We start from the raw sequence: 20,587 nt of genomic DNA, 5'->3' as shown, positions 1-20,587 counted from the left end.
TGGATGGAAGCAGCTCGTCCCCCAAATGGCAGGCCTTAGCTGCTGCGAAAGTACGGAAGGCCAGCGGAAGACGCCACGCCTTTCTCTTACTTCACCACTTCCAGCCAGCCCTTGACGTAGGGCGTGCAGAAGCGCGGATTTTCCAGCGTGTAGTAATACGTCCCGCCGGGCTGGCCGGGGCCCCAGTCGTTGCGGTAGTCGTCAGTGGTATACACCTGCCGGCCCCAGCGGTTGAAAAGGCGCAGGCGCGTACCAGGCTCTATCAAGTCAGCTTTGGAGGGCTTAAAGACATCATTTATGCCGTCGCCGTTGGGGGTGATGATGTTGGGCGGCAACACCGGCCGCAGCAGCGTCACGGTTACGGCCTTTTCCTCTACGCACGCGCCCTGCGTGACGCGTACCGTGTAGCGCCCCGAAGTGGTAGCTATAATGCTGGGCGTAGTTGCCTGCGTCGACCACAGGTACGTGCTGCCCGGCTCAGCCTTGGTAGTCAGCACCACGCCACTCCCTATACAGCCGGTGGTGTCGGGGGTGATGGTGGGCGAAGCCACCAGGCGGACGGTGGTACTGTCGCGGGCCGAGCAGGCGCCGTTATTAACCACGACTGAGTACTTGCCGGGCTGCTTCACCACAATGCTGGCTGTGGTAGCGCCGGTGCTCCAGCGGTAGGTGGTACCAGGAGTGCTGGCATTCAGCGTGAGGGAGCCCCCGGAGCAGATACTCAGGTTGCGGGGCAGGGTCACCGTTGGCTTGGCTTTCACGCGCACGGTCACGTAGGTAGTATCGTTGCGGGAACACGCCAGGCCGGTGCCCAGCGCCACCAGACGCACTTGGTACGTACCAGGGTTCTGAAACAGGTGCACCGGGGCCTGGGAGGTATCCACGGCGGAGCCATCGGCAAAATCCCAGCGGAAACGGGTGCTGCCCACGGTCTTGTTGACGAAGGCCACCTGGGTAGGCGCGCACACCGAATCGACAGCCGCCACGGCCGCCTGCACCGAAGTGCCCCCGCCAGTGTTCTGGTCAATTTTAAAGGCCAGTACATCCAGCCCGTTGGCCCGCGAAGTGCGGGCATACGCCGTGGCCGTGGTGGGGAAGGTGCCGCTCGTGCAGAAGCTCTGGTACAGCCGGCCCTGCTCGTCAATCCGGTGCGAGTTGGTGTGCACGTGTTGGCTTGAAGAACTAAAGTAAGAACCGAATAATTGGGTGCTGCAAGTAGCGTTCAGGGTGGCCGTGTAAAACCCATTCAAGCCGCTATTGGGCAACGGATTCACGGTTGGCAAGCCCGGAGTGGAATCGAGGCCCGCAAGGTGAATATTGCCGCAGTCATCCAGCCTAAACGATTGAGTCGTCAGGAAGGAGGTGTTCAGGGGTTTAGCCAGAAACTGTTGCTGGGTAAGCGCATTGTTCAGGCCCGCTATGAAAACCCGTCCATTCGGCGTGGTAAGGGCGCCGGGCGTGGAGGCAAGCGTCCCCGACGTGGTGCCGCATATTATTACGTTGCCGGCCGCATCGGTATCGACGTGCGTTATGGCGTCAGTCCCGTTCAACGAACCGAAAAAGGTGGAAGCGAGAAGGGCGCCGCCGTCGGCCCGCAAACGAGACACGAAGGCGTCGCCGGGATTGGCATACCCGGTGCGCAACGCGCCGGACGTTGCCGGAAAATCGGGGGCATTGGTGGTACCCGTAACCAGCACGTTGCCGGTAGGCTCCAGCTGCACGGCCGTGCCGGTCTCAGGTCCCTGCGCACCGCCCAGGAAAGTACTCCATTGTAGCGTGGTCATCGAGGCATTCAGGCTGGCCACAAACAGGTCGTTGCCTACCGTGGTACGGTCGTACGCCCCGACGGTAGTAGGAAAGTTAGTCGAAAACGTAGTGCCAACCACTACCGCTCCGGCATTGTTGACGTCCAGCTCAACCGGCGCATCCACGCTGTTGCCCCCCAGATAGGTTGACCCTAACAGGACCTTACCGGTGGCATTGAAGTGCGTAATGGCCAGATCACCCGAGCCGTTGGCCGAATTATCGTAGCAGCCCGCCGTGAAGGGAAAGTCCAGAGAGCTTGTGCTGGTCAGCACGTACAGCTCCCCCGCGCTGTTGGTGCGCAGCGCCCGTACCTCGTCCGAGCTGCTGCCGCCCAGATAGGTGGCGTATATCAGCTGGGAACCGGTCGGGTTCAGCTTGCTGATAGCCACTTCGGTGCTGCCCCGGGATGAAATCTGATAGGCCCCCGGCGTAACCGGATACCCGCTGCCCTGGCCAAAACCGCCGGTATATATATTGCCTGCGTTGTCGTAGCCAGTGGCTGCTCCCCACACCGAACCGGTGCTGCCCGAATAGGTGCAGGCCACCACGACCGGGTCGATTATCAAGGGCTGCTGACGGTCGTAGCCCTGCGGGAAATCGTAGCGCAGTGTGTTGTCGGTAAGGCGATACTGGCAGGGTACCGAGCGGCGCTGGCCGCCCACCAGCTGATACGCATACGGGCGCTGCTCTACCACTTCGGTTACGGACGTGCGCACCAGCAGGGTGCCGTCGGGCTGCAGCTGCAGCCCGTTGGTGCCACGGTAGCGGAGCGCAATGGCTGCGGGCTTTCCACCGGGCTGCACAATGAAGTCGTACTTGAGGCTGCCTTTTTCGGTCCCGTACACCCGCAGATCGGTGCCGGGGTACAGGCTGGCGTAGCGCACTTCCTCGAAGAGCGGCACCTGGCTGGCCCAGCGGCTTGGGTCATTGCCGATAAAGTAGTTGTGGTACGCCGGCAGCTGCTGCTGCCCCACCGACTTGGCGGCCGCCGATGCCCCCACAAAGTCAACGAATACTGCGTGGCCGTGCACCGCCACATCATCGGCGGGCTGGTGAGTGCGGGTGGCTGCTTCGGCGGCATCGTGGGCGCGGAGCAGGTCGGCGGCACTGCGCCAATCGTAGACCAGACCGGTAGCCGTCAGGAACACGCTGCCGCCCGGCACGTCGGCCCGAAAACGAACCGGCGCTGCCCACTGATTTTTGTTTTCAACAAATTGGGGGCCGGAAGCTGCCTGGGCTCCGCTGGTGCCAACTGCACATAGCAAGGCCAGTACCGGCCGTAGCCATCGGGTAGAAAAGGACATAAGAATCTGAAAAAAGGAGAATAAAGTAAGATCAAACGAAGTGTAAAACTACCTAAATCGGGGGCGTACCTGCTAGTAATTTGCCAGCTTTTTAGCGAAGGAAGCCAGCCTATTTCAGTGGCCGGCTTTGTTGAAGCTACAACCCCATAGGTCTGCGCGGGACCGGCATGGCTTTGCGCAGTCTGCTTCTGTACCCGGCAACTCGAAAGCCTAAATCAACCCGGATAAAAACGACCATTCTTGCCAACGTGAAAAAGCCCCTCACCACCGCAGCGGTAAGGGGCTTTTCATAGTTGATCAGGCTTGGCGCGCAGACGAGAAAGGTCCTGCGCGTCACGTACGCCAGCTACAGGACGACAGACGAAACAACGTCGGGCTGCTTAGAACGAGTAGTTCAGCGAGGCTTTGATGACGCGGTTCTGGGCGTCGAAGTTGTTGTTCTTATCCAGGGACGAGAGGCCGAAGTCGTAGCCGGCGCTCAAGCCCAGGCCGTTGCCAAACTGGTAGCCCAGGCCACCCACCACGGCGAAGTCGACGGGGCGGAACTGCTCTTTCACGTCGAAGTCGGTGGAAAAGGCATTGAAGCCCAGAGCCCCGGCTTCCACGCGCACTTTGTTGCTGACCAGGAACGAGGCCTGCGGACCGGCAAACAGGTAGAAGCCGGGCGTCAGGTAGCCTTTGAACAGCACGGGTACATCAATATAAGACATGCGCGAAGTGGCCGTTACGCGGGCATTCAGGAAGTCGAACTGCTCCCAGGGCAGCGTGCCGACCAGCTTGGCGCCCTTCTCGGAGTACGACACGCCGGGCTCGACGGCAAAGCCGGGGCCGAGCGGAATGGTGGCATACACGCCGGCATGGAAACCGGGCTTCATTTCCTTCGTAACGGCCCCGTTGGTGTAGCCGGCCAGGTCCATCACGCTCTGCACGGCATCACCCGACCAGTCGGAAACGTTGACGCCAGCCCGCAGGCCGAATTGTACGCCCTGCGTAGCGGTGCGAGCCGGAGCCGAATACACAGGTCGGGCCGGCGCGGTGGAATACGTAGCCCGGCGAACCTGCGCCTGGGCGGTGGAAAACGAAGCAGAAAGCAAAAGCGCGGCTACAGCCAAGCGCCCGAAAAGGCTTTTGGAGTTCATGGCAAAGGAATAAACAGGAGGGAGGATACCGAGAGAAGAAGGCGGGCTGCGGCGGGGCGCCCAGTGCAGCAGCGGGCGTTCTGAGGGTATACATTACAAAACCGTGCCAGTCGGTGCGTAGCCGCTGAGCGGCGGGAAGTCGGGAAAGTAATTACCGCTGTAAATCAGGGGTTTAAATTATAGCCACACCGACCAAATCCCCGGAACTACCGACGAAAGCCGGGGCGATGCCTGCGGCTGATCCTGGCTGAACGGACCCGTAAACGGGGTTCGAAGTTGATTTTTGCTCCTGAAATCCACGGCTGTTTATGCTTGTGCTACGTACACCTGTTCCCAAGCACCAATCCAAACACCCCTCCGAGCTATGAGCACCATCAAAAAAGTAATCGAGGTTCTGGCCTCGTCCGAGAAGAGCTTCGAAGATGCCCTGCAACGCGCCCTGACCGAAGCCAGCACCACGGTGAAAGGCATCAAGTCCATCTACATCAAGGACCAGAGCTGCCGCGTGCGCGACAACAAGATTGTGGAGTACCGCGTCACGGCCAAGATCAGCTTCGAGGTGATGCACAAGTGGGACCCCAGCGCCCAGCACCAGCCCGCGGCCGCCATCGACACGCCCACCCCGGCCGGCGACGGCAGCCCCGACTACAGCCAGGTGCAGGTGAAAACCCAGCCCGACCTGCCCCGCGACGTAGAGCCCGGCGGCAGCGCCACCGAGCCCCAGAGCGGCGGCGGCTACAGTGGCTAGGCTACGTCTGCCTGAGCCCTGCGAAGGACCTCCCTCGCCTGAGTGACATGCCTGATTTAATACAAAAGCCCCTTACCACTGCAGTGGTGGGGGCTTTTGCACGTTGGCAGTTAGCTGGAGTAGGGTAGGCGAGGGGCCTTCGCAGGCGTACGCCAGATGAAGAATGACAAATCCGTTTTAAGGAGCTGGCGCTAAAAGCTGACGCTGATTTCCACTACCTGGTCGGAGCGGCGGCCGTTGGCGGCGCCGGGCTGCCAGGCCGGCCCTTCGCACAGCAGCCGGATAGCCTCCTGGTTGTAGTCGGAACGCATGCCGTGCACGATCTGGAAGTTCTCCAGCTTGCCCGCGGCCGTTACCGTAAATTTCACCCGCACCGTGCCCGACAGCTCGATGGTCGGGTGCTCGGGCTTGAACTTGTTTTCGCGCCGTAGGTATTCCCGCAAAGCAATGTAGCCGCCCACGGGTTGCGGGGTAACGATAACCGCCGGGGGCAATGCGGCTTTGCGCGCTACTCGCTCCTCGGTCAGCACCTGCTTGGCTTTGGCCACGGCCGGAGCCGGATTGGTCACTGTATCGGCCGCCTCTTTCGCAGCCGACAAAGCCGAACTAGTTTCTTCGGCTTTGCCGGCTTGAGTTGCCGCAGGAGCCGGTGCGTTGTAGGCTACCGTGGGCGCATCAGCCGTGACAACCGCCGCTGTGACGGCTCCGGCGGGTTCCGTGGCGGGCCGGCGGGTAGCTGTACGGGTTGGGCGGGAGGATCTTTTCACTTGCGCCAGCACGCGGGGCCGGTTAGGGCGCGCCGCCACTGCTGGCGCAGCGGCCGTTTCCGCCACCACCACGGGCGCCGAGGCCACCGCATCTGTCGTTTCGGGTTTCTCGGGTGCGACTGTGCTGGCCGCGGCTACTTCCGCCGGTGCCGCTTCCGGCCGGCTGGCCACGAGTACCGGTTCGGCGGCGGGTTGTTGCGGCTTGCGCAAGCCCCACCACACGGCCGTGCTGGCCAGCAAGAGCAGCAGCACGGCGGCCATAGCGCGCCACGCCTGGGCAGTGCCGCGCGGGGCGGCCTCCTGAGCCACGCGCTGGTGCAGGCGCTGGTGCAGCTGGCTCAGGGCCTGGTCGGTAGTAGCCACATCCGACTGCTCCAGGCCTTCCAGGATTTCGGCGCAGCGGGAGCAGCTCAGGGTGTGGGCCTCGATGCGGTGCTGCTCGGCGGTGGGCAGGGCTCCGGCCACGTACTGCCGCAGCAAGGGCAGCGGCAGGTGCCCGGCCGCATCGGGGGTCGGGGGCAGCGGTGGGAGGGGAGGCTGATTAGCGGGCCGCATTGGGAGCTGAGTCGAGGTAACGTTTAAGGTTGCGCTTGCCGTTTTGCAGGTGGCTTTTCACCAGCCCGAGGTCGAAGCCGGTGAGGTCGGCAATGTCGCGGTAGCATTTCTTTTCGAGGTAAAACAGCTCCAGGCAGCGGCGCTGGCCCGTAGGCAAATCGGCCAGGGCGTGTTCCAGGGCCTGCAGGCGGGCCTCGGTGAGTTCTTCGTCTTCAGTTGCATCACCTGCCTGATGCAGCACCCCCGCCGATTCCATATCGGCCGCGTCGGGAAAATGCAACACCAGGGCGCCGTCGGGGCCGGCCCGCTGCCGGGCCCGCAGAATCATCAGGCAGTGGTTGCGGGCCGTGGCCTGCAGCCAGGCCGGGAAGTTGCTCACCTCGTGCCGCCGCAGCGTCTCAATCAGCTTCTCGAAAAGCTGCATCACCGCGTCCTGAGCATCTTCGTCGGGCCGCAGGTACTTGCGGCACACGGCAAACACCAGCGGCATGTGCCGCTCGTAGAGCACGCCCAGGTCGGCTACGGCGCCGTCGAGGCGGTAGCGGGCCAGCAGCTCCTCGTCGGAAAGCTCGGTGGGCGACTTAGGGCGGCGTTTGAAAAACATAGCAATAACGGCTGGGAGCACCGGGCGAGGCCCAAGATACGGCATCGGGGGCGTTGTTGGGCGCAGCGCGGCTCCGAACCCGGAATGGGTGCGAGGCTACTAGCAATAGAAGGAGCGGAGGATCAGAGCTGTTTATCGAAGCGGCCGTTGGTAACGCGGATACTGTCGCAGCCGGGCTTGTAGAGCGTGAAGGCGAACGTGCCGGCGATGATACCGGCTTGTAGATCCAAACGCGTGATGGTTAAGTTGCCACGCCGATAGTGAGGGGCATTGCCATGGAATTTACAACCAGTGGACAAATCAGAAAACAGTCCCTCCTGATGTCCTGCTATGGTCAAAGAATAGATTCCAGTACGCGTTAAACTATCAGAGAATAAAGTGATGCTTTGATAAGTGTAGGCTGTCGTTCCTGTTATTCTATAAGTATAAATATTTAAGGTTCCTTTTCTATAGGCCGCATCATACGATACAGTATAATTAGCGGTGCCATCCCCACCTTTTGGCGTCCAGGGCTGGCCATTGACCAGACAGCCGAACGTATTAGCCCCAGTCTGAGTGGACGGTGGCAGCTGACTTTCGGGGCTGGGGTCTTCCTGTTTGCACTTGCTGCACTGGGTGAGCAGCAGTAAGGCGGCGTAGAGCAGAAGACGTTTCATGAAGGGGAATAGTAGACCGGCACAGCTGCCCGAAGTGTACTGGTATAGAACGGGTAACAATCAGGATAGAAAGAGCAGAGCGGCAAGACAGGATTCCCGGCCAGACTACCGCCCCGCGCTGCTTCGGGGAGCCGCCCGCGGCCGCCGGCCAAAGATTTTTTGCGCTGCGGTGTGGAATTCACGCCGCCGCCTGCATCAGATGGGAGAAACCCTTATCCCCCGTCCGATTCTATGAACAAGCTATTCCTGATGGCCCTCGGCTGCCTGCTGACCGCCCCCGCTTTGGCCCGCCCGCTGCAGTCGGCGCCCCAAGTTCGCGCCGCGCAGGCCACCGGGCGCACCATTCACGGCCGCGTCTCCGACCGCACCACCGGCCAGGGCCTGCCCGGCGTGACGGTATTGGTAAAAGGCACCACTACCGGCGTCTCAAGCAACTCTGACGGTTCCTATCGACTCCTTATTCCGAAGGGAGGCAAAACGCTCGTGTTTACCACCGTCGGCTACGTGCCCCGGGAGGTGCCCGTGCCGGCCACCGACTCGCTCAACGTGGGCCTCGCGCCCGACGCCAAGGCGTTGAACGAGGTGGTAGTGACGGGCAAAGTAAGTGGCATCCGGATTCGGGGAGCAGCATCGGCGGGGAGGCCGCGGAAAAGTAAAAGTGAACTGAATGCACCTGTTGCAGCAGATGTGTTCTACGATTCCGCGCCTCCCCGCCCTGCGCCGGGCCTGGGCGAATCCTACGCCGCCATTCAGGAAAACGGCTTCCGCAGCGCCCAGAAGGAACCGCTGAGCACCTTCTCCATCGACGTGGACGCGGCCAGCTACTCTAACGTGCGCCGCTTCCTCAACCAGGGCCAGCTGCCGCCCGCCGATGCCGTGCGCATCGAGGAAATGCTGAACTACTTCCACTACACCTACCCCCAGCCCACCGGCCCCGACCCGGTTTCCATCACCACCGAGCTGGCCGTGTGCCCCTGGAACCCCCAGCACCAGTTGCTGCACGTAGCCTTGCAGGGCCGGCAGGTGAGCACCGAGAAGCTGCCGCCCGCCAACCTGGTGTTCCTAGTGGATGTGTCGGGCTCGATGGATGAGCCCAATAAGCTGCCCCTGGTGCAGGCCGGCCTGCGCCAGCTGGTACAGGAGCTGCGGCCCCAGGATAAGGTAGCCATGGTGGTGTATGCCGGCGCGGCCGGCCTGGTGCTGCCCGCCACGCCCGGCCACCGCAAGGCCGACATCCTGGCCGCCATCGACCGGCTGAGCGCGGGCGGCTCGACGGCGGGCGGCGCGGGCCTGCGCCTGGCCTACCAGGTAGCACGCGAGCAGTTCCAGAAGGACGGCAACAACCGCGTGCTGCTGGCCACCGACGGCGACTTCAACGTGGGCGAAAGCTCGGACGACGCCATGGAGCGCCTCATTGTTCAGGAGCGGGAGTCGGGCGTGTTTCTCACGGTGCTGGGCGTGGGCCAGGGCAACTTACAGGACAGCAAGATGGAGCGCCTGGCCGATAAAGGCAACGGCAACTACGCCTACCTCGACAACCTCGACGAGGCCCGGCGGGTGCTGGTGCGGCAGTTTGGCGGCACCCTGTTCACGCTGGCCAAAGACGTGAAGCTGCAGCTCGAATTTAACCCCGCCCGGGTGCAGCAGTACCGCTTGGTCGGCTACGAAAACCGCGCTCTGGCCGCCGAGGACTTCAACAACGACCGTAAAGACGCCGGCGAGCTGGGTGCGGGCCACACCGTCACGGCCCTCTACGAGCTGATTCCGCCCGGCGCGGCCACTGGCACCGACCCACTGAAGTACCAGCCCAACCCCGCGCCCATCCGGCCTGCTCCCGCCTCCGCCGACCTGATGACCGTGAAGCTGCGCTACAAGCAGCCCCAGGGCAGCACCAGCCAGCTGCTGGAGCGCACCCTGCGCGGGGCCGCCGTGCCCGTGGCCCAGGCCTCGGAGAATTTGCGCTTTGCGGCGGCCGTGGCCCAGTTTGGCATGCTGCTGCGCCAGTCCGACCACCGGGGCACGGCTACCTACGCCACTACCGCCCAGCTGGCCCAGGCCGCCCGCGGCACCGATGCCGACGGCTACCGGGCCGAGTTTGTGCGCCTGGTGAAGCTGGCCGAGGGCATCAGCCCCGCGGCCGGCACAGTGGGCACCCGTTAAGCCGCCCGGTCTTTGCTTTTATCAGTTTCTAACTCATTGTAAGTAAGTCGTTCCCATGCATAAGTCGCCCGTCACTCTGCACCTTGCTTTGCCCTGCGCCCAACCCTGGGCCGCTATGACACCCCAGGGCGCGGGCCGCCACTGCGCCGCCTGCCAACACGTGGTTATTGACTTCACCCAGAAAACCGACGCCGAAATCCTGGCCGTGCTGGCTTCCTCCGCGGGGCAGGGCTGCGGCCGGTTCGGCGCCACTCAGCTGAACCGCGTTTTGCAGCCCCTGCCGGCCCCGAGCGGCACGGCATGGTGGCAAACGGCTTTGGCAGCTACGGTGGCGCTACTAAGTTTCCGGACGCTGTTCTCGGATTTCGCTCAAGGCCAAAGCCGTGTCCATGAACGGAATGCACCGGTTGAGCAGGTGGCTGTGACCCCGCACTTTATGGCCAAACCAGTTGAAGTAGACCAGCCCCTATCAGCCGACGAAGCTGGGGTTATAATAACCGGGCGGGTACTCGACAAGCAAACCGGTGATGGACTTCCAGGAGTGGCCATACTGCTGAAAGGTACCATTCGCTATGCGGTTACTAACTCCAATGGTTACTTCTCACTGCCAGCAGGCAAGGATGAGCAGAAGCTTCCGCTGATTTTCCAACAATTAGGATACCTGAGCATAGAAATTCCACAACCTGTGAAGCCGTTTATAGAAGTGAAGATGGAGGTTGAAACAATGGGATACTTTGCTCCATACACTCCGAAAGGCATGTGGCAGCGGTTGAGCCTGATTCCCGGGCGGGTGAAAAATGCCTTTTCGCGCGACTAGCCATGCGAAGCGCTGCTCTTTTGCTGCTACTGCGCCACCGGCCCGTAGCCGATGCGCCAACTATCCGGCCGCTTAGTCTGCGGGCGGCTGGGTGGGCCTGGCCCCGCCCGAACCGGGCTGGGGCCCCAGTTTGCCGGGCGCCGCCCGGCGCGGGTTGGGTCCGGCGGGCGTAACCGCTGCCCGCACTACGGATCAAGAGGAAGAAACTCCTGGCTGGTGGGCGACTGGTCAGGAGTTTTTCGTGGCGGCCGGGTGAGCTTTATGGAGGGTTTATGGTCGGCTTGTGCGAATAAAATAGCCTGATAGTCAGAAGGGTATAAAATTATTTTGGCGGCTAACGCTTGTTGTCTAAAAATCATTGCTAACCTTTGGGCCAGTTAACCACTGCACTTGAGATGCCCGCCTTACAGTCCCGTTATTACGTTGCCTACTTTTTTTTCTACGCCAAACCGTAGAACCGAGGCCGTATGTCCAGCATCCTGAACCATACCTAAGAAGAGCCTCTCGCACCCCGGGAGGCTCTTTTTTTGTTTACCATCACCTGTCCCACATGTCCGCTTCCGCTTTCTTTTATTACGGCTACTGCTACTTCTTTTATCCAAAGAAGCCGGCCCTGATTTGCCCCCGCTGACCCCGTGCAGCCACCCCAGCAAACCAAGGCCCCGGACACCGGAGGCCTTTTTTTATACCATCTCACTACCCATTGCCATGCTCCCGACCGTTGCCATCCAGGGCTTTGAAGGAAGTTTCCACCAGATAGCCGCCCGCTACTACTTCGGCCCCGCGGCCCTGACGACGCCCTGCGCCACCTTTGGCGAAGTGGTGCGGCAGGTGGGCGCCGGCACCGCCCGCCACGGGCTGATGGCCATTGAAAACTCCATTGCCGGCAGCATCCTGCCTAACTACAACCTGCTGCGCAAAGGCGACCTGCGCGTAACGGGGGAAGTGTACCTGCAGATTCGGCAGCACCTGATGGCGTTGCCCGGCCAGCAGCTGGCAGATATTCAGGAGGTGCATTCTCACCCGATGGCCCTGCTGCAGTGCGCCGACTTCCTGAGCCAGCACGGCCCCTGGCGCCTGGTCGAAACCGAGGATACGGCCCTGAGCGCCCAGCGCATCCGGGAAGGGCTGCGGACGGGCACGGCGGCCGTTGCCGGCCAGCTGGCCGCCGAGCTGTTCGACCTGGAAATTCTGGGCAAGGATATTCACTCGGAAAAGAAGAACTACACCCGCTTTCTGGTGGTGGCCCGCCCCGAAAATGCCGTGGCCGTGGAGCAGCCCAACAAGGCCTCGGTGTATTTTCACACCACCCACGCCCAGGGCAGCCTGGCCCAGGTGCTCATCCGCATTGCCGACCAGGGCATCAACCTCTCCAAGCTCCAGTCGTTCCCGATTCCGGCCAAAACCTGGCACTACTACTTCCACGCCGACCTCGAATTCGACGACCCGGCCCAGCTGGAAGCCGCCCTGCGGGAAATGAAGTCCGTGACAGAAGGCCTCGAAGTGCTGGGTGTGTACCATAAAGGAGTGACGCACAAGTGAGCCGGATGTTGATAATAGAATAGCTAAGCACCAACCCCAAGCACCCAAACCCATGCAAGTTTCCGTTGCCAGCCGCCTTCAGCACACGCAGGAATACTACTTCTCCCAGAAGCTGCGCGAAATCGAGGGCATGAACAAAGCCGGCGCGCAGGTTATCAACCTGGGCATCGGCAGCCCCGATATGCCGCCCCACCCGCGCGTAGTGGCCGCCCTGACGGCCGCGGCCGAGCAGCCCACCACCCATGCCTACCAGAATTACAAGGGCGTGCCAGCCCTGCGCCAGGCTATGGCCGGCTGGTACGAGCGGTGGTATGGCGTGGCGCTGAACCCGGAAACCGAGGTGCTGCCTCTGCTGGGTTCCAAGGAAGGCATCATCCACATCAGCATGACGTTTCTGGAAGCTGGCGACGAAGTGCTGATTCCTAACCCCGGCTACCCGGCCTACCGCGCCGCCGCCCACCTGAGCGGCGCCACGCCCATCGACTACGACCTGACGGCCGACAACAACTGGCTGCCCGACCTCGACACCCTTGCCCGGCGCGACCTGAGCCGGGTGAAGCTGATGTGGGTGAACTACCCGCACATGCCCACCGGCACCCCACCCGACGCGGCTTTCTTCGCCCGGCTGGTGGCGTTTGCAACGGAACACAATATTCTGCTAGTACACGACAACCCCTACAGCTTCATCCTGAATCAGGAGCCGGCCCAGAGTCTGCTGGCGGTGCCGGGTGCCCGGGAAGTAGTGCTGGAGCTGAATTCCCTGAGCAAGTCGCACAACATGGCGGGCTGGCGCGTGGGTATGCTGCTAGGCCGCGCCGACTTGCTGCAGGAAGTGCTGCGCTTCAAGAGCAACCTCGACTCGGGTATGTTTCTGCCGGTGCAGCTGGCCGCCATCGAAGCCCTGCAGCTGGATGAAGCGTGGTACCAGCAGCTGAATGCCCACTACGCCGCCCGCCGGGAGCTGGTATTCGAGCTGCTCGACACCATCGGCTGCACCTACGAGCGAAACCAAGTAGGCCTGTTCGTGTGGGCCGCTATTCCGGCTGGGTATGCCGATGGCTACGCCCTGAGCGACGAGCTGCTGCACGCGGCCAAGGTGTTCATCACGCCCGGCGGCATCTTCGGCTCGAACGGCAATGGGTTTATCCGGGTGAGCCTGTGCCAGACTCCGGCGGTGCTGGAAGCCGCCCTGGGGCGCATCCGCACGGCCCAGGCGCAACCTTCTTTTACGACTTCCGCAGTATGAAAACAGTAACGGTAATCGGTATCGGGCTCATTGGGGGCTCGTTGGCACTGAGCCTCCGGCAGAGAGGGCTAGCCGCTCATGTCATTGGTGTAGACCACAGCCCCGAAAACCTGCGCACTGCCCAGGCGCTGGGCCTCATCGACGAAGGCACTGCCGACCTGGCCGCCGCCGTGCGCCGTGCCGACCTGGTGGTAGTGGCCGTGCCCATGGACGCCATGCTCACGGTGCTGCCCCAGGTGCTGGAAGAAGTAGAACAACAAGTCGTTATCGACGTGGGCTCGACCAAGTCGATGCTGCTGGCCGCTGTGGCCGGGCACCCGCAGCGGGGCCGCTTCGTGGCCGTGCACCCCATGGCCGGCACCGAGTACTCGGGCCCCGAAGCGGCCGTACCGGAGCTGTTCACCGGCAAAACCCTGGTTATCTGCGACGCCGAGCAGAGCGACGCCGATGCCGTGAACCAGGTGCAGGCCCTGTTCGAGCAGCTCCAGATGAACATCGAGTACCTCGACGCTGCCGCCCACGATTTGCACACGGCCTACGTGTCGCACATTTCGCACATCACCTCTTTTGCCCTGGCCCTCACAGTGTTGGAGAAGGAAAAAGAGGAGCAGCAGATCTTTGCCCTGGCCAGCGGCGGCTTCGCCTCTACGGTGCGTCTGGCCAAAAGCTCGCCCGATATGTGGGTGCCCATCTTCCGCCAAAACCGCGTGAACGTGCTCGACGTGCTCGACGAGCACATCAAGCAGCTCCAGCACCTGCGCCACCTCATTTCCCAGGAGGATTACCCCGCCGTCTACCAGCAAATTGAACAGGCCAACCTGATTAAGAAGATCCTAAAATAAGGACAAAACTTCCCTCCTTTTTTCAAGGTGGGGTGCCCGAAGGGCGGAGTGGTCCAATCGTTGAACGACTCTAAAATCAGAACAACAACTAAAATTAGTCACTTCTCCTTTGCGGAGAAGGGCTAGGGGTGAGGCGAACTAGAGCTACCCCTAAAAAACGCAAAAACCTAACCCCCTCATACAGCATGCAATCCGCACTCTTCAACCGCCAGCCCGACGACAAGCCTTACCTCATTTCCGGCCCTTGCTCGGCCGAAACCGAAGCCCAGGTGCTCGAAACCTGTCAGCGCCTGGCCGCCACCGGCAAAGTGCAGGCCCTGCGCGCCGGCATCTGGAAACCCCGCACCAAGCCCGGTGGCTTCGAGGGCGTGGGCACCAAGGGCCTGCCCTGGCTCAAGAAGGCCAGTGAGCTGACCGGCCTGCCCATTGCCGTGGAAGTAGCCACGGCCAAGCACGTGGAAGACTGCCTGGCCTTCGGCGTCGACATTCTGTGGGTGGGCGCCCGCACCACCGGCAACCCGTTTTCGGTGCAGGAAATTGCCAACGTGCTGCGCGGCGTGCAGGTGCCGGTGCTGGTCAAGAACCCTATTCACCCCGAGCTGGAGCTGTGGGCCGGGGCCGTGGAGCGCCTGCAAAAGGCCGGCCTGAATCAGGTGGGCCTCATTCACCGGGGCTTCAGCTCCTACGGCAACACCGACTTCCGCAACGCTCCAATGTGGCACCTGCCCATCGAAATGAAGCGCCGCCACCCCGAAATGCCGCTCCTCTGCGACCCCAGCCACATCTGCGGCCGCCGCGACACGCTGGCGGCCGTGGCCCAGCAGGCCCTCAACCTGGGCTTCGACGGCAACATGATTGAAAGCCACATCGACCCCGACAACGCCTGGAGTGACGCCAAGCAGCAAATTACGCCCGAAGTGCTGCGCGACCTGATTCAGGACTTGGTGTGGCGCCACGAAACCACCAACCAGCGCGAGTTTCTGACGGCCCTGGCCAGCCTGCGCGAGCAAATCAACCAGCTCGACGCTGAAATCATCCAGCTGCTGGGCCGCCGCATGGCCGTGGCCGAGAAAATTGGGGTCTACAAAAAGGAAAATGATATTACCATCCTGCAAACCAGCCGCTGGAACGAGGTGCTGGAGCGCGCCCAGCGTCAGGGCTCGTCGGTGGGCCTCACCCCCGAGTTTATCGAGCAGTATTTTGCCGCCGTCCACCTGGAGTCTATCAACCACCAGAATAAGATAATGGAGCAGGAGTAGCCCTTGCACTGCCCTTCAGGCCACCCCAACGATAAAGCCCCGGAACGCTGCTGGTTCCGGGGCTTTATCGTTGCCGGGAGTTGCGGGCAAACAGTGTACTGGCCTTCCCCACGCAAGGAAATAACCAGAGGAGCTGGGTGAGCGCCGGATGAAAAATTGCCAAAATCAGACTTTTCGGCCCCGTCAATAGCTGCGCTGTTGGTGGCTTTAAAAGCAGTTTTGCTGGCTGTTGCGCCAAAGCAACAGACTTCACAGAAACTGGTAATTCACTGGGGTGTCTGCTGATTCGTTGTTCGTGTGTGGTGTTTGGCCGTACTTAGCTCCATGCTCTTTTACACTGTTATGAAGCCCGTAGTGCAGGTGGCGCTGCGCGTGTTTTTCCGCCGCCTCGAAATCCGCCACCGCCAGCGGCTCGAGCAGCCCGGGCCCATGCTCATCGTGTCCAACCACCCCAACACCCTGATGGACCCGCTGATTGTGGCCGCCAGCCGCAGCCAGCCCATTGCTTTTCTGGCCAAGAGCACCTTTTTCAAAAACCCGATTTCCAAGGCCATTTTCCTGTCGGGCAACTGCATCCCGATTTACCGGCGCCAGGATGCGGAAAGTGGCGACTCTGGCGTGACGCCCGAAGAGTTGGCCCAGCGCAACGAAGCCGCCTTCGGCCAGTGCTACGACTATTTCGACAAGGGCGGCGTCATTCAGATTTTTCCGGAAGGCACCAGCGTGAGCGAGCGGCGCCTGCGGCCCCTGAAAACCGGGGCGGCCCGCATTACGCTCGGCGCCGAAGCCCGCCACGACTTCAAGCTGGGCCTGCGTATCCTGCCCATTGGTATCAACTACTTCGACCCCAGTCGGTTCCGTTCCGATGTATTCGTCAACATCGGCAAGCCCATTCTGGTGGCCGACTACGCCGCGGCCTTCCACGCCGACCCGGAAGCGGCGGCCGACGCCCTGACCGAGGAAATCCGGCGGCGCCTGGAGCAGCGCCTGATTATCACGCGCGATGCGGCCGAGGATGAGCTGGTGCTGCAGATTGAGCGCACGTTCGGCGAGCATCTGGTGCCCGACGACGAGGAAACGCTCTACGACAACTTCCTGCTGAGCCGCACTCTGCTTGAAGCCGTGCCTTACTTTGAAAAGCACGGCCCCGCCCGGCTGCTGGCCGTGCGCGAAAAGCTCAGCAGCTACCTGCTCGACCTGGACCGCCTGCGCCTTACCGACGAAGCGCTGGAAGCAAGCCACGGCGGCCGGCAGCGCTGGACGCGGGCCACTGTGTCGGGCCTGAAAATCGTGCTGGGCTTCCCGCTGTACCTGTACGGGCTCATCAACAACTACATTCCCTACATCCTGCCGTCGATGATTGCCAAGCGGGCCACCAAAGACCTGGAATTCGTGGCTCCCATTATGATGGTCACCGGCATTCTGACCTTCGGCTTCGGCTACGCCCTGCAAATCGGGCTGGTGCACCACTTCACCCAAAGCTGGCTCTGGACGCTGCTTTACGGCCTGAGTCTGCCGCCGGCCGGCTTCTATGCCCTCAGCTACTGGAACAATCTGCAGGCCCGGCTGCTGCGCCTGCGGGCCCTGAAGCTGCTGCGCACCAAGCGTCCGGTGATGCAGGAGCTACTGCGGCAGCGCCAGGCCATCCTGCAGCTGCTCAGCGAAGCCCGGGCCGCTTTCCTGACCGCTGTCGGCACTGCCGGCGCTCCGCAGGAACGAAGCTAGCCCCACGCCTTGCTAACTTCTCTGCCAAGTCTGCCCAAGCGGCCTGACCTGGCCGTGGCGTGTGGCGCCGCTGCGGAAAGATAACAAGTGTAGATACATTAAAAGGCAGAAGGTCAGAGGGTTTGTATACTCGGAAAAGAACAATTTGTGTTTATTCGAGAAAATTAATATTTATCCAAATCTACTTGGATATTTCGGGCATAAATTCTTAGTTTAGTAGCGTCAATGGCCTATGTTATAGGACTTAGGCAATGTATTGGGATGGAGAAATGATTCTTTCAACATTTAAATCCTTGCTATGTACAAAATAATACTCATTCTCTTTTGCGCGTTTATGACGCTGCTGGATCCGCAGGCCGTGTTGGCTTCCGTCGAAGCGTCAGCCGCCACTACCGAGTTGGCCGAAGAAGCGGCTACTCCCCGGCCCAACTACAAGGTTTACCGGGGCAACAGCCGTCACAAGGCCAAAAAGCTAGGCGTATTTCGCCGCTGGAAGCTACGCCGCAAGGCTATGCGTAAGCGCAAGCACCGCTCTACGCCCGTCATCAAAGTAGACAAGCCAACCCGCAACAAATAGCCAGGGCGTTGCCCTGCCTACACACCCCGGTAAGCACCGGCCCGATGCTTTTCTCCACTTGCTCCGCTCCGGCGTGGCCTGGGAGGAAAATACCGGGCCGGTGCTTTGTGTTTGTGCCGGCCTGGCCCGGGAGAGGGCAGTCCGAAAACGGCCCGCGCCGGTGCTGGTAAGTAGCTGAGAGGCAGGCGTTGTGCGGCCGGCCGTGCCGCAGTACGATTTTAGGTTGATTTTGGGATCTGCGGCAAACCTACCTGCCACAGTAAGAGTACTAGGTTCGGAACCTGCACTTCCTCTATCTTGGGGCTCCACTCTGTTTTCCTACCATTTATGGCCGAGCAACAACTCCACACAATTACCACCTTTCTGAGCTTAAGTGAGTCGCTGGAAACCGACCCGGCGGCCTATGCGCAGGTGCTCCACCCGGAGGTGGAACAAATCGAGTATCCCAACCTACTGCACAAGGAAATTCAGCGCCGCTCCTTCACCGATATTCTGGACAACCTCCGGGCGGGCCGCGAGCTGCTGCTGAATCCGCATTTCGAGTTGCACCGGGCCCACGCCTGCGGCGATGGAACAATGGTAGTGGAGGCGCACTGGCACGCCACGCTGGCCAACGACATTGGCCCTCTGGTGCGGGGCCAGGTACTGGCGGCGCAGTTCTGCATGATATTCGAGCTCAAGGACGGCAAGATTATTCAGCAGCGCACCTACAACTGCTTCGACCCCTTTTAACCGGAATTTCCTGTCGGCTAAGCGTAGTGAAGTAAGAATTATATAGCGGACTGAATCCTGGATGAACTTTTTCTCGTTTCATCAAAACACCATTTTCATCCTGGTATAGTATTCGCTAGTGGAGGTGGAGGAATTCGCTCGGCAAGGTTGGTGAATAGGCTGCTGGCCCTTTCAGATTGTGCGTGCGAAGCGTAAGACCCATTTTCTCTTCTTCGTTATGTACAAGCTCTTCGTTCTGCTGCTCCTGATTGTATTGACCCTGGCCGAGCCCGGGGCCGCCGTTGCCGAACCGGAAGTGTTCGTGCCAAGCACCGAGGCAACCGTGGACGGACGCCCGGTGCCGCGCCCCAACTACAAGCGCTACAAAGGCCGCAAAAAACACCGGAAGCCCGGCTTTTTCAAGCGCTGGGCCGCCCGGCGCAAAGCCAAGCGCAAGATGCAGGCCGCACCAGCCCGCAAAGGCGTTATCACCGTCGATCCACCAACGCGCAATCAGTAGGCATTGCGCCCGGTAAGCCAGCCTTGAGCTGAGGCCAGCCACAGTTCAGCCGCACCTTCCCACCGGAAAGTGCGGCTGAACTGCTTTCCGGGGTAGCTGTTGGGTTGTCACCCACCACCGCAGTGGCCCGACGAATGCAGCGTGATTCCTGTATCATGTCTGCTGAGCAGCATCGGCTTCCCTGAGCCAGTAACTTATAAAAGCAGAACCGCCACCTCATCGGAGGTGGCGGTTCTGTTGTGCTTTGAACAGAGTGGCTACCAGGAGCCGCTGTTGTCGTCGGTGTCGTCGAAGCCACCGCCCCCCGAGTCGCCCGAGGAAGGGTCGTCGTAGGAAGAGCTTTCGTCGGATGAGAAATAGTCGGGGGCGTCGTTGGCCGCTGCTTCGTCGGAGAAGTAGTCGGGGGAGGGGCCGTCGGTGGTGCCGGAGTTATCGAAGGCTGGAAATCCGCCCCCGGTAGCGGCCCCGGCCGCACCCGCCGCGCCCTGGTCCAGGCTCTGGTTGGCCGCGTTGGAATTCAGCTGGTCGCTGTGGGGCGCGTCGGTATCGTGGCCCGAGGCCATGCGGTTGCCGATATAGGCCCCGGCCGCGGCGGCAGCCCCGGTCATGAGCATGCCACCCATGCCGCTGCCCCCGCCCATCCCCGAGCGGTTCGGCAGAAAATCGGGGGCTTGCGGCTGTCGGCTGTAGCCCTGGTTATAGCCACCGCTATTGGGGCGGTTGGGCAGGAAATCGGGCGTACCACCAGGACCGGCGCCCGGTGCGGGGTTGCCGTTCTGGTAGGCTCCCTGAGGGCTGGGCGGTGTGGCCTTGCGGCGGAACATGCGGGTGATAAGCCAGATAGCGCCGCCAATGAGCAAGGCACCCAGTGCCAGCGTGCCCAGCCCGAGGCCCGACGATTCCGGCTCCGGCGCCGATACGGGCATCGTCGTGGCCGGCTCGGTAGCCGCGGCGGGCAGGTCGTTGTTCAGGCTCGGGGTTATGTTATCCGTGGTGGCCGCAGCAGGCTCGGCGGCCGTAGCTGGCTGGTCTTTGCGCGGGTTGGAATCAGGGTTGGCGGCCAGCATCAGCGAGTTGAGGCCCGCCCGCAGCCCGCCGAAGTAATTGTTCTGCTTGAAGCGGGGCGTCATGTCCTGGTTGATAACGCGCGCCGTCACCTCGGGCGTAATGGCGCTCTGCAGGCCCGAGCCCGCCTGAATGGAGACTTTGCGCTCCTGCGCCCCGAGCAGGATTATCAGGCCGTTGTCTTTGTCACGCTGCCCAACACCCCAGGCCTCGCCCAGGGCGCGGGCGTAGTCGGCCACGTCGCGGCCACCGAGGGTGGGCACGGTTACGAGTACAATCTGGGTGCCGGTATTGTCGGCGTAGCGGCGCAGGCCGCCTTCCAGCGTCTTGGCATCGGCGGGGCTCAGCAGCTGGGCCTGGTCGTTGATGAAGCGGAACGGAGTGGGCCGCGGCGGCAGCTCGTCGGCGGGAGCACCCAGGGCCGGCTGACCCAGGCCAGTCGCCACGAATACAAACAGCAGAAACAGAAGGCGGTGCATGGCAAAGGGAGTAAGGTGAAAGAATAGACTTGTTTCGCCTTCTACGCGCCTTGCCGCCGCGTGGT

17 protein-coding genes are annotated in these 20,587 nt (G+C 61.8%); 11 read left to right on the top strand and 6 right to left on the bottom strand.

Annotated elements, in window-relative coordinates; all coding sequences use genetic code 11:
- Positions 1–86: 86 nt before the first annotated feature.
- Both LGH70_RS13335 and LGH70_RS13330 read right to left on the bottom strand, forming a co-directional pair.
- The gene (locus LGH70_RS13335; protein ID WP_226186419.1) at positions 87–3,110 is read right to left on the bottom strand and encodes a DUF7948 domain-containing protein; all 3,024 of its coding nucleotides are present in this window, start codon (positions 3,108–3,110) and stop codon (positions 87–89) included.
- Between the two features lie 380 nt (positions 3,111–3,490).
- Positions 3,491–4,249 carry a porin family protein gene (locus LGH70_RS13330; protein ID WP_226186418.1) on the bottom strand — a complete coding sequence of 253 codons (759 nt, stop codon included), beginning with the start codon at positions 4,247–4,249 and terminating at the stop codon, positions 3,491–3,493.
- Between the two features lie 364 nt (positions 4,250–4,613).
- Here LGH70_RS13330 and LGH70_RS13325 point away from each other — a divergent pair, with 364 nt between their 5' ends.
- Positions 4,614–4,997: a dodecin family protein gene (locus LGH70_RS13325; RefSeq protein WP_226186417.1), complete on the top strand. Its 384-nt coding sequence runs from the start codon at positions 4,614–4,616 to the stop codon at positions 4,995–4,997.
- Between the two features lie 191 nt (positions 4,998–5,188).
- On the opposite strand, the gene LGH70_RS13320 is transcribed toward LGH70_RS13325, so the two are convergent.
- The 3 genes from LGH70_RS13320 to LGH70_RS13310 all read right to left on the bottom strand — a co-directional run bounded on the left by LGH70_RS13320 (position 5,189) and on the right by LGH70_RS13310 (position 7,579).
- Positions 5,189–6,319: an energy transducer TonB gene (locus LGH70_RS13320; protein WP_226186416.1), complete on the bottom strand. Its 1,131-nt coding sequence runs from the start codon at positions 6,317–6,319 to the stop codon at positions 5,189–5,191.
- Positions 6,306–6,923 (bottom strand): RNA polymerase sigma factor, encoded by a 618-nt coding sequence (locus tag LGH70_RS13315; RefSeq protein WP_226186415.1) that lies wholly within the window; start codon positions 6,921–6,923, stop codon positions 6,306–6,308. Before LGH70_RS13315 ends, LGH70_RS13320 begins: the two co-directional genes overlap by 14 nt.
- 122 nt (positions 6,924–7,045) lie before the next feature.
- On the bottom strand, positions 7,046–7,579 hold the full coding sequence (locus LGH70_RS13310) for a Riean_0653 family protein (protein ID WP_226186414.1): 534 nt from the start codon (positions 7,577–7,579) through the stop codon (positions 7,046–7,048).
- A gap of 231 nt (positions 7,580–7,810) precedes the next feature.
- Between LGH70_RS13310 and LGH70_RS13305 the strand changes: the two genes are divergently transcribed.
- The 10 genes from LGH70_RS13305 (at position 7,811) to LGH70_RS13260 (ending at position 18,978) form a co-directional block, all read left to right on the top strand.
- A complete protein-coding gene (locus LGH70_RS13305) occupies positions 7,811–9,739 on the top strand; it encodes a YfbK domain-containing protein (RefSeq protein ID WP_226186412.1) in 1,929 nt (642 codons plus the stop codon).
- 115 nt (positions 9,740–9,854) lie between these two features.
- Entirely contained in the window at positions 9,855–10,556 is a 702-nt protein-coding gene (locus tag LGH70_RS13300) for a carboxypeptidase-like regulatory domain-containing protein (protein WP_226186409.1), read from the top strand.
- 708 nt (positions 10,557–11,264) lie between these two features.
- Positions 11,265–12,098: a prephenate dehydratase gene (locus LGH70_RS13295; RefSeq protein ID WP_226186406.1), complete on the top strand. Its 834-nt coding sequence runs from the start codon at positions 11,265–11,267 to the stop codon at positions 12,096–12,098.
- A gap of 52 nt (positions 12,099–12,150) precedes the next feature.
- Positions 12,151–13,344 (top strand): pyridoxal phosphate-dependent aminotransferase, encoded by a 1,194-nt coding sequence (locus LGH70_RS13290; RefSeq protein WP_226186403.1) that lies wholly within the window; start codon positions 12,151–12,153, stop codon positions 13,342–13,344.
- Positions 13,341–14,186 carry a prephenate dehydrogenase gene (locus LGH70_RS13285; RefSeq protein WP_226186400.1) on the top strand — a complete coding sequence of 282 codons (846 nt, stop codon included), beginning with the start codon at positions 13,341–13,343 and terminating at the stop codon, positions 14,184–14,186. The genes LGH70_RS13290 and LGH70_RS13285 overlap by 4 nt, the downstream gene beginning before the upstream one ends.
- Before the next feature lie 185 nt (positions 14,187–14,371).
- Complete coding sequence (locus LGH70_RS13280; protein WP_226186397.1) at positions 14,372–15,445, top strand: chorismate mutase; 1,074 nt, start codon at positions 14,372–14,374, stop codon at positions 15,443–15,445.
- Positions 15,446–15,769: 324 nt separating this feature from the next.
- Positions 15,770–17,170, top strand: a complete 1,401-nt coding sequence (locus LGH70_RS13275) for a lysophospholipid acyltransferase family protein (RefSeq protein ID WP_226186394.1) — start codon at positions 15,770–15,772, stop codon at positions 17,168–17,170.
- A 334-nt stretch (positions 17,171–17,504) separates the two neighbouring features.
- Positions 17,505–17,747 carry a hypothetical protein gene (locus LGH70_RS13270; protein WP_226186391.1) on the top strand — a complete coding sequence of 81 codons (243 nt, stop codon included), beginning with the start codon at positions 17,505–17,507 and terminating at the stop codon, positions 17,745–17,747.
- 327 nt (positions 17,748–18,074) lie between these two features.
- Positions 18,075–18,479, top strand: a complete 405-nt coding sequence (locus LGH70_RS13265; RefSeq protein WP_226186387.1) for a nuclear transport factor 2 family protein — start codon at positions 18,075–18,077, stop codon at positions 18,477–18,479.
- Between the two features lie 217 nt (positions 18,480–18,696).
- Positions 18,697–18,978, top strand: coding sequence for a hypothetical protein (locus tag LGH70_RS13260; RefSeq protein WP_226186384.1), 282 nt, complete (start codon positions 18,697–18,699; stop codon positions 18,976–18,978).
- A 257-nt stretch (positions 18,979–19,235) separates the two neighbouring features.
- Here LGH70_RS13260 and LGH70_RS13255 read toward each other — a convergent pair whose 3' ends face one another.
- On the bottom strand, positions 19,236–20,522 hold the full coding sequence (locus LGH70_RS13255) for a TPM domain-containing protein (protein WP_226186381.1): 1,287 nt from the start codon (positions 20,520–20,522) through the stop codon (positions 19,236–19,238).
- Positions 20,523–20,587 lie beyond the last annotated feature (65 nt).

This window comes from Hymenobacter nitidus (assembly GCF_020447315.1).
In the GTDB taxonomy this organism is placed as follows: domain Bacteria; phylum Bacteroidota; class Bacteroidia; order Cytophagales; family Hymenobacteraceae; genus Hymenobacter; species Hymenobacter nitidus.
The sequence above is the reverse complement of the archived record's forward strand: the minus strand, read 5'-3'. Positions and strand labels throughout refer to the sequence as shown.